Source organism: Ferribacterium limneticum, from assembly GCF_020510585.1.
Lineage (GTDB): Bacteria > Pseudomonadota > Gammaproteobacteria > Burkholderiales > Rhodocyclaceae > Azonexus.
The window spans coordinates 3736654-3749086 of record NZ_CP075190.1; the positions used below are offsets into that span (position 1 = coordinate 3736654).

14 protein-coding genes are annotated in these 12433 nt (G+C 65.4%); 9 read left to right on the top strand and 5 right to left on the bottom strand.

What is annotated here, in order from left to right; all coding sequences use genetic code 11:
- Positions 1-44: 44 nt before the first annotated feature.
- Positions 45-2552: a PEP/pyruvate-binding domain-containing protein gene (locus KI613_RS17860; RefSeq protein WP_226401906.1), complete on the bottom strand. Its 2508-nt coding sequence runs from the start codon at positions 2550-2552 to the stop codon at positions 45-47.
- Entirely contained in the window at positions 2549-3160 is a 612-nt protein-coding gene (locus KI613_RS17865) for a TetR/AcrR family transcriptional regulator (RefSeq protein WP_226401908.1), read from the bottom strand. Before KI613_RS17865 ends, KI613_RS17860 begins: the two co-directional genes overlap by 4 nt.
- Positions 3161-3293: 133 nt before the next feature.
- Between KI613_RS17865 and glyQ the strand changes: the two genes are divergently transcribed.
- Genes glyQ through KI613_RS17900 form a run of 7 tightly spaced genes read left to right on the top strand, consistent with a single transcriptional unit; the run spans position 3294 to position 9440 of the window.
- Positions 3294-4250: a glycine--tRNA ligase subunit alpha gene (glyQ, locus tag KI613_RS17870; RefSeq protein WP_226401910.1), complete on the top strand. Its 957-nt coding sequence runs from the start codon at positions 3294-3296 to the stop codon at positions 4248-4250.
- Between the two features lies 1 nt (position 4251).
- Positions 4252-6360, top strand: coding sequence for a glycine--tRNA ligase subunit beta (gene glyS / locus KI613_RS17875; protein ID WP_226401912.1), 2109 nt, complete (start codon positions 4252-4254; stop codon positions 6358-6360).
- A 16-nt stretch (positions 6361-6376) separates the two neighbouring features.
- The gene (gene gmhB, locus KI613_RS17880) at positions 6377-6928 is read left to right on the top strand and encodes a D-glycero-beta-D-manno-heptose 1,7-bisphosphate 7-phosphatase (RefSeq protein WP_226401914.1); all 552 of its coding nucleotides are present in this window, start codon (positions 6377-6379) and stop codon (positions 6926-6928) included.
- Positions 6925-7677: a lysophospholipid acyltransferase family protein gene (locus KI613_RS17885; RefSeq protein WP_226401916.1), complete on the top strand. Its 753-nt coding sequence runs from the start codon at positions 6925-6927 to the stop codon at positions 7675-7677. The genes gmhB and KI613_RS17885 overlap by 4 nt, the downstream gene beginning before the upstream one ends.
- Positions 7655-8374 carry a M48 family metallopeptidase gene (locus tag KI613_RS17890; RefSeq protein ID WP_226401918.1) on the top strand — a complete coding sequence of 240 codons (720 nt, stop codon included), beginning with the start codon at positions 7655-7657 and terminating at the stop codon, positions 8372-8374. The genes KI613_RS17885 and KI613_RS17890 overlap by 23 nt, the downstream gene beginning before the upstream one ends.
- A gap of 9 nt (positions 8375-8383) precedes the next feature.
- Positions 8384-8767: a lactoylglutathione lyase gene (gene gloA / locus KI613_RS17895; RefSeq protein WP_226401920.1), complete on the top strand. Its 384-nt coding sequence runs from the start codon at positions 8384-8386 to the stop codon at positions 8765-8767.
- 58 nt (positions 8768-8825) lie between these two features.
- Positions 8826-9440, top strand: a complete 615-nt coding sequence (locus tag KI613_RS17900) for a hypothetical protein (RefSeq protein WP_226401922.1) — start codon at positions 8826-8828, stop codon at positions 9438-9440.
- On the opposite strand, the gene KI613_RS17905 is transcribed toward KI613_RS17900, so the two are convergent.
- Together KI613_RS17905 and KI613_RS17910 are read right to left on the bottom strand one after the other, a co-directional pair.
- Complete coding sequence (locus KI613_RS17905) at positions 9431-10561, bottom strand: glycosyltransferase family 4 protein (RefSeq protein ID WP_226401923.1); 1131 nt, start codon at positions 10559-10561, stop codon at positions 9431-9433. The two genes, KI613_RS17900 and KI613_RS17905, sit on opposite strands and share 10 nt — an antisense overlap.
- Positions 10561-10977: a diacylglycerol kinase gene (locus KI613_RS17910; RefSeq protein WP_226401925.1), complete on the bottom strand. Its 417-nt coding sequence runs from the start codon at positions 10975-10977 to the stop codon at positions 10561-10563. Before KI613_RS17910 ends, KI613_RS17905 begins: the two co-directional genes overlap by 1 nt.
- Before the next feature lie 107 nt (positions 10978-11084).
- Here KI613_RS17910 and KI613_RS17915 point away from each other — a divergent pair, with 107 nt between their 5' ends.
- Together KI613_RS17915 and KI613_RS17920 are read left to right on the top strand one after the other, a co-directional pair.
- The gene (locus KI613_RS17915) at positions 11085-11768 is read left to right on the top strand and encodes a hypothetical protein (protein ID WP_226401936.1); all 684 of its coding nucleotides are present in this window, start codon (positions 11085-11087) and stop codon (positions 11766-11768) included.
- A gap of 91 nt (positions 11769-11859) precedes the next feature.
- Positions 11860-12234, top strand: coding sequence for a Crp/Fnr family transcriptional regulator (locus KI613_RS17920; protein ID WP_226401938.1), 375 nt, complete (start codon positions 11860-11862; stop codon positions 12232-12234).
- Here the strand turns inward: KI613_RS17920 and KI613_RS17925 are convergent.
- The gene (locus KI613_RS17925; RefSeq protein ID WP_226401940.1) at positions 12204-12425 is read right to left on the bottom strand and encodes a hypothetical protein; all 222 of its coding nucleotides are present in this window, start codon (positions 12423-12425) and stop codon (positions 12204-12206) included. The genes KI613_RS17920 and KI613_RS17925 overlap by 31 nt on opposite strands.
- Positions 12426-12433: the final 8 nt, after the last annotated feature.

The window sequence follows — 12433 nt, forward strand, 5'->3', positions numbered from 1 at the left end:
ACGATGGCTATCGGATTGCCCAAACGCCCATTTGTTCCCGCCATTCACGGCGCACAGCGGCGCACTTCGCCACGCAGGCCATCCACCTCGATCTCGTCGCCGTCGTGCAGTTCGCCCAGGATGCCGGGCAGATTGACCACCGCCGGCAAGGCGAATTCGCGGGCGACGATGGCGCCATGCGACAGGTAGCCGCCGGTTTCAACCACCAGCCCGGCGGCTTTGAGAAAGAGCGGCGTCCAGCCCGGATCGGTCGACGGCGCAACGAGGATTTCGCCGGCCTGCAGGCGCGCCCCCTCGGCCGGATGGCGCAGTACCCGGACCCGACCACGGGCGACGCCGGTGCCGGTCGCCACGCCGCGCCAGCTGGCCGTATCGCGGCGCCCGGTCGCCGGCGTTGTGCTGGCCGCCCGGACCTGCCCGGCCGCTTCGACCGTGAAATATTCGGGCGCCGACTCGGCCTCCCAGGCTGCAAACTGCGCCTTGCGCTCGGCCACGCGGGCCAGCACGCCGGCCGCCGGGATGTCATCGACCATGGCCCGGAAAGCTTCGCTCGGCATGAGCATGAAGCAATCCTCCTCGCGTTCCAGCACGCCTTGCGCCACGGCCAGCCGGGCAGCGGCGAGCATCACGCTGCGCGCCGCGTCGAGGCTGGCGATCAGTGCACTGCGCGCTGCCTCGCGCTGATTGCACTCCATCCGGGCATCCTTGACCATCTTGCGCAGCAACAGCTGGCGCCACCACGGCAGGCGGGTGGCGATGCGCTGCCAGGCCTGAGCCGCGGCCGCCTCCTGCCGGCGGCGCATGGCCGCCGCGTCCACATCGGCCAGCGCGGCGATCTGGGCGCGCAACAGGTCCGGCTGGTCGCGCAGACGCGGGCTGCGGTAATAGGTTTCGTAATGGCCGCGGTGGCCGTAGGTATCGAGAAAAGCCGCAAAAGCCATTTCAAATTTGGCCGTTTTTTCCGGTTGACCGTGGGATTCGCCTTCTTTCGCCAGACGTGCCAGTTCGAGCAGGTCGTAGCCCTGCTGCGCCGTCACGCTCGGCTCGCCGCCCGCCATCAGGGCCGCCACCAGCGCCTCGCCCTCGCCGGGGAAGACCTTGTCGATCATCGGCACGAGCAGCGACAGGTTGCCGCCGCCCGAACCCTGCAAAAAATGCAGGTCGGTCTCGTCGCCCCCCGCCAACGCCTGCGCCATGAGCATCTCGCGCAGGCTCGCCACGTCCTCGGGCAGCGGCGCCAGGCGCACCTGCCGAGCCGCGGCATGCACGCGTTCGATTGCTGCCAGGCCGCGTTTGCGCCGGCCCGGTGCCAACGCCAGATAGCGCAGCATGCGCCCGGCCCGCGCCAGCTTGTCGCGCCAGGTTGCTGCCGCCACGGTAATTTCAGGCTGGTGGCCGCCCATCAACGAATTAAGTTGAGCCGGTGCCAGCCCCATGGCGTCCCACGCCTCCCACTGCAGGATCGAGGCTTCGAGATAAAGACGACCATGAAACAGCCCCGCGCGCTGCACGCCCGGCAGCAGCTGGTAGCCACCCAGCCGCCAGCCCTGTTCGAGCAGGCTGTTCACGCCCCAGCGCGAAAAGGCCCAGTCGCACGGCGTCAGCGGGTCGGGCATGACCTCACAGGTATTGCCGCGCGTCCAGATCACCGGCTGGCCGCGCAAGGCGTCGTAGGTCCGGTACGGCCGCGCCGTCACCGGCCGCGCCTGGACGACCCAGAAACGCTCGCCATCCCAGGCCCATTCGAGATCGTAGAAGGGCGCCACGAAATCGAGGGCGACTGCCGCGTCGTAGAGCAGGTTGGCCAGGCGCTCGGCCGTCGCCCGCTCGAACACCGGGGCCGCAGCGCGCGCCGCATCGACCGGCACTGGCTGCGTACCGCCCTCGCTGGCCGCGATGCTCATCGTTGCCTTGCTGCCGACGCGATGCTCCAGCAGATACCACTGGCCGGCCGCGTTCTCGGCAAACACATATTCATCGCCCGCTGCCTGACCGCCGACCAGCGATTCACCCAGGCCCCAATGGGCATGGACGACCAGTCGGTCGAAACGGCCATTCGCCGGATCGCAGGTAAAGGCAATGCCGGCCGCCTGCGCGGCGATCATCGGCATGATGACGACGGCCATCGCGGCCTCGTCGGTGAGCCCCTGTTTCTGCCGGTAAGCCGCCGCCGTCGGCGTGTCGAGCGAGGCCCAGACGGCCTCGATGGCCGTCACCAACTGCGCCTCGCCGAGCACATTGAGACAGGAACGATAGATGCCGGCGAACGACGCCTTGCCGCCATCCTCGCCCACCGCCGACGAACGCACGGCGAGCGGCCGCCCTTGCCAGCCACGGCGGGCGATTTCTGCGACCAGCGCCGCCAGCAATTCGCCGGGCGGCGCGGCCTCATGACGACGAAGGCTGTGCGCCGCCGGAATCACCACAAACTCCGGCACCGGCAGGCCGAAGCAACGCAGGCGGGCGAGCTGCCAGGCCTTGCCGCCAACCGTTGCCGGCGACTGCTTGGCGAGCAATGCATCGCCATCGACCAGCCACGGCGCCGGGCTCATGGACGGACCTCCACGCCCCCGAGGAAGACGTCGAGCATCGTGTCCATCTCGGCCGTCAGCGAAGCGGCGGCGCCGGTCAACCAGCGCAACATCGCGGCGACGTAGAGGAACTCCAGATAGACGGCCAGCGCCGGCGCCGCGACATCCGTCCGGAAACAGCCAGCGGCCTGACCATCGGCCAGCAACCAGGTGAAGATCTGCTCCATGCCGCTGCGCTCGCCCCGACCGTCGCGCCGCCCCGGTTCGCCGAGGCGGAACATCAGGTAGGGCAGCAGATAGCGACGACGCGGCTCGGACCATGCGGCGCTGACCTGTAGGAATTTTTGCAACCGCGGCCGCCCCGGCGCCAATTGCAACAACACGCGCCGCCCTTCAGCCTCGCCTTCGCGCAATTCCCGGTGAAAACAGTGACGCAGGAGCGCCTCCTTGACCGGAAAATGCTTGTACAGCGTGCCTTTCGCCACATCGGCCACGGCCGCAATGCGCTCCATCGTCACGCTGTCGTAGCCTTCGGTCTCGAACAGCTCCCAGGCCGTATCGGCCAGATGATCCCGCTGCTGCTGCAACTTGCGCTCGCGGCGCCCGGGTTCGTTGTTTTCGTCGCTCATTTGTCGCCCCATAACTCGATACGACGTAAATTATTATACGACGTTCACTATTTTGCAAGCTGGCTGGCATAGCCTGACCAAGTCCGGCAAAAGCTAGTAAAATCACGGCTTTCCGTCTTTCCAAGTGCGTCCCATGACCACCAGCAACGCTTCCACCAAAAAGCCCACATTCCAGGAAATCATCCTGCGCCTGCAGCAATACTGGAGCGACAAGGGCTGCGCCCTGCTCCAACCCTACGACATGGAAGTCGGCGCCGGCACCAGCCACACCGCCACCTTCCTGCGCGCCATCGGCCCCGAGCCATGGAAAGCCGCCTACGTACAACCGTCGCGCCGCCCCAAGGATGGTCGCTACGGCGAGAACCCGAACCGCATGCAGCATTACTACCAGTTCCAGGTCGTCCTCAAGCCGGCACCGGACAACATCCTCGAGCTCTACCTCGGCTCGCTCGAAGCCCTCGGTTTCGACCTCAAGAAAAACGACGTGCGTTTCGTCGAAGACGACTGGGAAAACCCGACGCTCGGCGCCTGGGGCCTCGGTTGGGAAGTCTGGATGAACGGCATGGAAGTGACCCAATTCACCTACTTCCAGCAGGTCGGCGGCATCGACTGCAAGCCGATCACCGGCGAAATCACCTACGGCATCGAACGCCTGGCCATGTACCTGCAAGGCGTCGAAAACGTTTTCGACCTGACGTGGACAGAAGGCCTGACCTACGGCGACGTCTATCACCAGAACGAAGTCGAGCAGTCGGCCTACAACTTCGAGCACAGCAACGTCGACTTCCTGTTCCACGCCTTCGGCAAGCACGAAGAAACCGCCGTGCACCTGATGGGCAATCAGCTCGCTCTCCCGGCCTACGAGCAAGTCCTCAAGGCCGCCCACACCTTCAACCTGCTCGACGCCCGCGGCGCCATCTCGGTCACCGAGCGCGCCGCCTACATCGGCCGCATCCGCAATCTGGCCCGCGCCGTGGCCCAGGCCTACCTCGACTCCCGCGCCCGCCTCGGCTTCCCGATGGCGCCAAAGGAATGGGCCGCCGAAGTGCTGGCCAAGCTGGAAGAACAGAACGCAAAGAAAGCTGCCTGATATGTCGTCGAAAAATCTGCTCGTTGAACTGTTTGTTGAAGAACTGCCGCCCAAGGCGCTCAAGAAGCTGGGCGAAGTGTTTGCCCAGACCCTGGCCGCCTCGCTGAAAAATACCGGTTTGGCCGCGTCGACCGCAGCCGTCACCGCCTACGCCTCGCCGCGCCGCCTGGCCGCCCACGTTACCGAAGTCGCCGCCGTCGCCGCCGACAAGCCGGTGGTCCAGAAGCTCATGCCGGTCGCCGTTGGCCTCGATGCTGCCGGCAACGCCACACCGGCCCTGCTCAAGAAACTCGCCGCCCTCGGCGCCGACGCTTCCTGCGTGCCGAATCTGCGCCGCGAAAACGATGGCAAGGCTGACGTGCTGTTCTATGAAAGCCTGGCCAAGGGCGCGACCCTGTCCGAAGGCCTGCAAAAGGCACTCGAAGCCGCCCTCGCCGCCCTGCCCATCCCCAAGGTCATGACCTACCAGCTGCAGGACGGCTGGACCAGCGTCAATTTCGTCCGCCCGGCCCATGGCCTCGTTGCCCTGCACGGCAGCGACGTCGTGCCGCTGGCCATTCTCGGCCTGAACTCGGGACGCGAAACGCATGGTCACCGTTTTGAAGCCGTCGTCGATCCCGTCGTCTTCGCTAACGCCGACGAATACGCCACGAAGCTGGCGACCGACGGCGCCGTCATCGCCTCCTTCGCCGAGCGCCGCGCCGAAATCGCCCGCCAGCTCGCCGCCGCTGCCGCCAGGGCCGGTGGCAAGCCGATTGACGACGACGCCCTGCTCGATGAAGTCACCGCACTGGTCGAACGCCCGAACGTACTGATCGGCCAGTTCGAAGAAGAATTCCTCGCCGTACCGCAGGAATGCCTGATTCTCACGATGAAGGCCAACCAGAAATACTTCCCGCTGCTCGACGCCGCCGGCAAGCTGACCAACAAGTTCCTCGTTGTCAGCAACATCAGCCCGGAAGACGCTTCGGCCGTGATCGGCGGCAACGAGCGCGTCGTGCGTCCACGGTTAGCGGATGCCAAGTTCTTCTTCGACCAGGATCGCAAGAAGTCTCTGGAAAGCCGCGTCATCGGCCTGTCCAAGGTGGTTTATCACAATAAGTTGGGCACCCAGGGCGAGCGCGTCCAGCGCGTTGCCGCGATTGCCCGCGCCATCGGCGAGCATCTTGGCGGCGGCGAATTGACGCACCACGCCGAACAGGCTGCCGTGCTGGCCAAGGCTGACCTGCTGACCGACATGGTCGGTGAGTTCCCCGAACTGCAGGGCATCATGGGCCGCTACTACGCGCTGCATGACGGCCTCGCGGCGGATGTCGCCGACGCCATCGAGGATCACTACAAACCGCGCTTTGCCGGCGATTCCCTGCCCCGCGGCCTGGTCGGCACGGTCGTCGCGCTGGCCGACAAGCTGGAAACGCTGGTCGGCATGTTCGGCATCGGCCAGATCCCGACCGGCGACCGCGACCCGTTCGCGCTGCGTCGCCATGCGCTGGGCACCATTCGCATGCTGGCCGAAGGCAATCTGGATTTACCGCTGAATTCCCTGTTGACCGTGGCATGCAGCGCTTTTGCCGCCGTCGAAGGCTTCAAGAGCGCCGACAGCGAGCTGGCCGACTTCATCTACGACCGCCTCGCCGGCAGCCTGCGCGAGCAGGGTTACACGGCGCAGGAAGTCGATGCCGTGGTCAGCCAGCGGCCGCAACGCCTCGGCGATATCCCGAAACGCCTGGCCGCCGTCCGCGCCTTTGCCGCGCTGCCGGAAGCCGCCGCACTGGCCGCTGCCAACAAGCGGGTCAGCAACATCCTCAAGAAGGTCGAAAACCCGGTCGAGCCAACGGTTGATAACGCCCTGCTCAAGGAAGCGCCGGAAATCGCACTGCACGACGCGCTCGTCGATGTCGTGCCGCAGGCCGATGCCGCCTTCGTCACCGGCGACTACGCCGAATCGCTGCAGGCGCTGGCCGCGCTGCGCGCTCCGGTCGATGCCTTCTTCGACGGCGTCATGGTCAATGCCGACGATCCGGCCCTGCGCGCCAACCGTCTCGGCCTGCTCGCCAAGCTCCATGTGGCGATGAACAAGGTCGCCGACATTTCCAAGCTGTCTGCCTGAGAACGGGAAGAACGCCATGCCGACCAAACTTGTCATCCTCGACCGCGACGGGGTCATCAACTTCGATTCCGCCCAGTTCATCAAGACGCCGGCCGAATGGAAACCGATTCCGGGCAGTCTGGAAGCGATTGCCCGCCTCACCCAGTGCGGCTACAAGGTGGTCGTGGCGACCAATCAGTCGGGCGTCGGGCGCGGCTTGTTCGACATGGAAACGCTCAACCAGATCCACACCAAGATGCACAAGGCCGTGGTGGCGCTGGGCGGGCGGATCGACGCCATTTTCTATTGCCCGCATGCGGCCGATTCGAAATGTGATTGCCGCAAGCCGAAGCCCGGCATGTTCAAGCGCATTTCCGAAACGCTCAACGTCGATCTCAAGGACGTCCCGGCCATCGGCGATTCGCTGCGCGACCTGCAGGCCTGCGCTGCTGCGGGCTGCCAGCCGATGCTGGTAATGACCGGGAAGGGCGAAAAAACCAAGGCCGACAACGAATTGCCGGAAGGCACGCTCGAATACAAGGACCTGTCGGCAGCGGTCGACGCCATCCTCAAGGAAACCACACTATGAGGGCGGTGCGCTCAACGCTGTTCATGGCCTATGCCATCGTCTGGTCCATCCTCACCGCGCCGCTCGTCGTCATCGCCGCCCTCGCCCTGCGCGGGCTGTGGGGCTATCGATTCGGCAAACTGTGGCGCCTCGGCATCCAGTTCGGGGTCGAGAACATCCTTGGCATCCGGCCCAAGGTCATCGGCCTTGAAAACATGCCGAAAGAGCCTTGCGTCATTCTTTCCAAGCATCAGTCGGCCTGGGAAACGATGACCATTCAGGATCTCGTGCCGGCCGGCGCCTACTGCGTGTTCGTGCTCAAAAAGGAATTGCTCCGGGTGCCGCTGGTCGGCTGGGGTCTGGGCGCCATGAAGATGATCTCGATCGACCGCGCTGCCGGCAAGGATGCCCTCGACCAGGTCGTCATTCAGGGTCGCGAGCGCCTCAAGCAGGGCTTTTACGTCATCCTCTTCCCGGAAGGCACGCGCGTCGCGCCGGGCCAGAAAAAACGCTACAAGCCGGGTGGCGCCTATCTCGCCACCCACGTCGGCTGCAAGGTCGTGCCGGTCGCCCACAACGCCGGCGAACTGTGGCCGCGCCAGGCTTTCCTGAAAACGCCGGGCACCGTCACGATGAGCATCGGCCCGGCTTTTGACGCCACCGGCATGACCGAGGCCGAGGTCAATCAACGGGCCGAAGCCTGGATCGAAGACGAAATGCACCGCATTTCGCCGCATCGCTACTCGGATGCCGCGCACAACCCCACCTGAGCCGGCGCGCCACATCGTCATCGCCGGCCAGGCCGTCGCCTACCAGCTGCGGCGCAGCCAGCGCCGGACCATCGGCCTCTCGATCGACCACCGCGGCCTGCGCATCGGCGCCCCGACGCGGGCGCGCATCGGCGACATCGAAAACCTGATCCATGAGCACGGCCAGTGGGTGCTCGACAAGCTGGCCGCCTGGCGCGACCGTCCGGCCCAAGGCAAGCTGGAGATCACAGACGGCACCGTGGTTTTTACCCTTGGCGAGCCGTTGACCATCGCCTTCACCGATGTCGGCCGTAGCCGCTGGCAATTTGGTCCCGGCACGCTTTACCTGCGCCCCGATGCCACGCAGGCCGCCAGCGACCTGCTCGAAAAAGCCCTGCGCGAGAAAGCCCGCACCATCTTCGCCGAACGCCTGGCCATCCATGCGCCACGCCTCGGCGTCGGCCAACCGCCGTTACGCCTGTCGTCTGCCCGCACGCGCTGGGGCAGTTGCAGCCACCACGGCGGCATTGCGCTGAACTGGCGCCTGGTGCTCATGCCGCTGGCCATCGTCGATTACGTCGTCTGCCACGAACTGGCCCACCTCAAGGAAATGAACCACAGCCCGCGCTTCTGGTCTGTGGTTGAGCAACTTTGCCCGGACTGGAAGGTGCGCCGGCTCGAACTGCGCCAGCTGGCCCGGCAAATCCCCCACTTCTAAGGAACACGCATGCGCATTCTGCACACTATGATCCGCGTCGGCGATCTCGACAAATCGATCGCCTTCTACACCGAAATCCTCGGCATGCAGCTGATTCGCCGCACCGACTACCCGGAAGGCCGCTTTACGCTGGCCTTTGTCGGCTACGGCGACGAAGCCAAGGAAGCCGTCCTCGAACTGACCCACAACTGGGACACGCCAAGCTATGAACTGGGCACCGGCTACGGCCACGTCGCGCTGGCCGTTCCTGACGCAGCGGCGGCCTGCGCCGCGATCAAGGCGCGCGGCGGCAAGGTGGTGCGCGAAGCCGGGCCGATGAAGCACGGCTCGACGATCATCGCCTTCGTCGAAGACCCGGACGGCTACAAGATCGAGCTGATCCAGCGCGCCTGACCGACATCAAGGCCATCATCCGGCCGGCTGCGCATACTGCCGGTTCAAGGAGATCACCATGGCCTTTCCCGAATTCTTTTCCCGCGTTCCCACCATCACGCTGCACGACCCACTGGCCGAACTGCTCGGCGCGGCGGAGGGCGGGCTGATCGAATACGGCTTTGCCGATGCGGTCAGACTGGCCGGGCATTCCTGCCCGACGGTGGCCGGCGCCTGGCTGACCAGCGTGCGCGCCTTGCGGGCGCTTTACGGCGAGGAGATTCCTGTCCGCGGCAACATCGCCGTTGCCCTGCACGAGAGCGTCGACACCGGCGTCGCCGGGGTCATTGCCAGTGTCGCCACGCTGCTCACCGGCGCGGCCGGCGATGGCGGTTTCAAGGGGCTGGGCGGGCAGCATGTCCGGCGTGGCTTGCTCAAATTCGGCGTCAGTGGCAACGTCGGCATGACTTTTACCCGGCTCGACACGAATCTCACGGTCAACGGGAATTTTCGGCCAAATTTGATATCGGCCGACCCGCGCCTCAGCGAACTGCTGCCGGCCGTCGTCCATGGCTCCGCCACTCCGGCCGAAAAACAGCTATTCGGCGAGCTCTGGCAGGATCGCGTCAAACGCATCCTGATCGACCACGGCGACGATCCGGCCGTGGTCGAACTGCACATGCTTCAGGGCTGAGTCGCCATCGCTTCGCGCGCCACGTTTTCAAAGGTTTCGACGACGCCGGCCCAACTGCGCGGCAGCATCGTCTGGCGCGCCGCTTCGGCCATTTCGCCGAGGCGCTCGGCTTCGTCGAGCATCCACAGCGCGCCATCGACGTAGCCGCGCTCATCGCCCGGCGAGGCGACCATGCCGTTTTTCTGCTGGGCGATCAGTTCGGCGGCCGCAGCGCTGCGGTAGGCGATGACCGGCAGGCCGCTGGCCATCGCCTCAGCGACGACGTTGCCGTAGGTTTCGGTCAGGCTGGGGAACAGAAAGAGGTCGGCGCTGGCGTAGTGCGCGGCGAGGTCCTCGCCGAGGCGCATGCCAGCAAAGTGGTGATCGGGATGATCGGCGGCCAGTTGTTTGGCCGACGGCCCGTCGCCGACCCAGACCATTTTGGCCTTGGGATGCCAGACCTGAATGGCGGCAAAGGTTTTTTTGACCAGCGCCAGATTTTTCTCGGCCGCCACCCGGCCGACGTAGAGACAAGCCGGCCCGTCGCCCTCGACGCCCCAGCTCTGGCGCAAGGCCTTGCTGCGCCGGGCCGGATCGTAGAGCTGCGTATCGACACCGCGGCCGACGACGCGCACGCCGGTCAGCCCTTCGCCGGCCAGATCGGCGGCCAGCGCTGCCGTCGGCACCATGGTCGCCAGCGTCCTCCGGTGCAGGGTGCGCAGGTAGGCGGCGACGGCCGGGCGCATCCAGCCCATGCCGTAATGCACGCTGTAGCGGTCGAAATTGGTGTGGAAGCCTGAGGTGACCGGGATGCCCATCCGGCGCGCGACGCTGACCGCCGACCAGCCGAGCGGCCCTTCGGTCACGACATGGACCAGATCGGGGCGCTGCTGGCGCCATTGGCGGGCCAGCCGACGCCCGGCCGGCATGCCGAAGCGCAGGCCGGGGTAGCCGGGCAGCGGAAAGCCGGGCAAGGCCAGTTCATGCTCACTGCCGGCATCGCCCTTGCCCTGCCGTGGCCGGATGACGCTGACCCGGTGGCCGCGTTCGCGCAGGCCGCCGACCAGCCGGCCGACCGTCATCGCGACGCCGTTAACCTCGGGCGGGAAGGTTTCCGTAACGAAAGCAATAGCCAGCGACATCAGACGACCTCCATGAGCACGCAGCCCCAGACGGCCATAACGAGGATCAGCGAAACGAGCACCGCGGCGCTGCCGATATCCTTGGCGCGCTTGGCCAGGCGATGGTTTTCCAGGCTGACGCGGTCGACCACGGCTTCGATGGCCGAATTGAGCAACTCGACGATGAGCACGAGCAGCACGCTGGCGATCATCAGGCCACGCCCCAGCCATGGCACGGGCAGCAGGAAAGCAGCGGGAATAAGCAGCGCCGCGAGAATGACTTCCTGGCGGAAGGCGTCTTCGCACAGGTAAGCGGCCTTGAGCCCGGCCAGCGAGTAAGTCAGCGCATTCCACACCCGGCGCAGTCCGGTCTTGCCTTTGAAGGGCGATTCGTTGGCCGGATCGAGGCCGAGTTCGTTCGACGAGGGTTCCTGCATGAAATCTCCGCGAAAGCGCTCACGTTAATCAGGCTGCGCTAAGCTTTGATGACAGCTAAAGTCATCGCTTTGTCACAATTCAAATCTACGCTCGTCTGGATATGCCCATGCGCCTGCTTTCCGCCCTGCTCCTCCTGCTCGCCATCACCGCAACAGCTCATGCCGCCCGCCCGATGATCACCGACGATGCGCGGCTGACCGATGGCGGCGCCTGCCAGGTCGAGTCCTGGGTGCACCTGCACGGTAGTCAGCATGAACTCTGGGCCTTGCCGGCCTGCAACCCGGGCGGCAATTTCGAGCTGACTTTCGGCGGCGCCCTGGCCTATGCCGACGGCCATCAGGAAAGCGGCGCCCTGGTCATCCAGGGCAAGACCCTGCTCAAGCCACTGGAAACCAACGGCTACGGCATCGGCTTGGCTGCCGGTTACGCCACGCAGCCAGGCAGCGCGCACACCGGCAACCCGTATTTCTACGTACCGGTCAGCTTTTCGCTGGCCGATGATCGGGTCGTCATCCATACCAACCTCGGCTACACGCGTGAACGCGAAAACCAGGAAAACCGGCTGACCTGGGGTGTCGGCAGCGAAATCCAGATCACCGACCGGGCCTGGCTGATCGCCGAGAGCTACGGCCAGGACAAGGGCAACCCCTTTTTCCAGATGGGCGTCCGCTACTGGATCGTCCCCGGCCACGTCCAGATCGACACCACCTACGGCAGCCGGTTCGGCGCCATCAGCGACCAGCACTGGTTCTCGATCGGTCTGCGCCTGATCTCGCCGAGCTTGTTTTAGGTCAAGCGCAGCGAATCTGTCATGTTTCCGCAATGAAGCGGAAGCCAGCCTATGCTAAAAGGCTTAGTCTCGTTCATCCGGAAATGTAACCATGGTTTTTTTCGAACTATTTACGCACAACCCGACCATCATCAAGGTCGCGCCGGGCGCCGCCCTGTTCTCCGAAAATGAGGACGGCCACATGATGTACGTCCTGACCACCGGCACGGCCGAAGTCATCGTCAACAACCGGGTCGTTGAAAGCCTTGAGCATGGCAGCATCGTTGGCGAGATGGGCATCGTTTCACCCGGGCCGCGTTCGGCCAGCGTCGTCGCGGTGACCGAATGCGAGTTCGTCGAAGTCGACGAAAAGCGCTTCCAGTTTCTTGTTCAGCAAACGCCGTTTTTCGCCACCCAGGTCATGCGCGTCATGGCCGAACGCATGCGCCGCGTCAATCAGCTGGTGGCGCCGCTCGAGGATATTTGAACGCCGGGTGCCAGCCGGTATTCGCCGCACCAGCCGTGCGGCCCGACGACCGGATGGCGCCAGTGATGCGCTTCGCGCGGCGAGCTGTCGCCGGCGAAGACCGGCGGATAGCGGTGGCACAGGCCGGTGAGCGCATCGCTCGGCCGGAAGTAGGCGCAGCGGATGCAGCAAGCGTCGGAATGGTCGTTCATCGGGCGGG

Excerpts from the sequence above, each read along its gene's own strand:
- KI613_RS17860 (WP_226401906.1), bottom strand. The coding sequence starts at position 2,552 with ATGAGCCCGGCGCCGTGGCTGGTCGATGGCGATGCATTGCTCGCCAAG.
- KI613_RS17865 (WP_226401908.1), bottom strand. The coding sequence starts at position 3,160 with ATGAGCGACGAAAACAACGAACCCGGGCGCCGCGAGCGCAAGTTGCAG.
- glyQ (WP_226401910.1), top strand. The coding sequence starts at position 3,294 with ATGACCACCAGCAACGCTTCCACCAAAAAGCCCACATTCCAGGAAATC.
- glyS (WP_226401912.1), top strand. The coding sequence starts at position 4,252 with ATGTCGTCGAAAAATCTGCTCGTTGAACTGTTTGTTGAAGAACTGCCG.
- gmhB (WP_226401914.1), top strand. The coding sequence starts at position 6,377 with ATGCCGACCAAACTTGTCATCCTCGACCGCGACGGGGTCATCAACTTC.
- KI613_RS17885 (WP_226401916.1), top strand. The coding sequence starts at position 6,925 with ATGAGGGCGGTGCGCTCAACGCTGTTCATGGCCTATGCCATCGTCTGG.
- KI613_RS17890 (WP_226401918.1), top strand. The coding sequence starts at position 7,655 with ATGCCGCGCACAACCCCACCTGAGCCGGCGCGCCACATCGTCATCGCC.
- gloA (WP_226401920.1), top strand. The coding sequence starts at position 8,384 with ATGCGCATTCTGCACACTATGATCCGCGTCGGCGATCTCGACAAATCG.
- KI613_RS17900 (WP_226401922.1), top strand. The coding sequence starts at position 8,826 with ATGGCCTTTCCCGAATTCTTTTCCCGCGTTCCCACCATCACGCTGCAC.
- KI613_RS17905 (WP_226401923.1), bottom strand. The coding sequence starts at position 10,561 with ATGTCGCTGGCTATTGCTTTCGTTACGGAAACCTTCCCGCCCGAGGTT.
- KI613_RS17910 (WP_226401925.1), bottom strand. The coding sequence starts at position 10,977 with ATGCAGGAACCCTCGTCGAACGAACTCGGCCTCGATCCGGCCAACGAA.
- KI613_RS17915 (WP_226401936.1), top strand. The coding sequence starts at position 11,085 with ATGCGCCTGCTTTCCGCCCTGCTCCTCCTGCTCGCCATCACCGCAACA.
- KI613_RS17920 (WP_226401938.1), top strand. The coding sequence starts at position 11,860 with ATGGTTTTTTTCGAACTATTTACGCACAACCCGACCATCATCAAGGTC.
- KI613_RS17925 (WP_226401940.1), bottom strand. The coding sequence starts at position 12,425 with ATGAACGACCATTCCGACGCTTGCTGCATCCGCTGCGCCTACTTCCGG.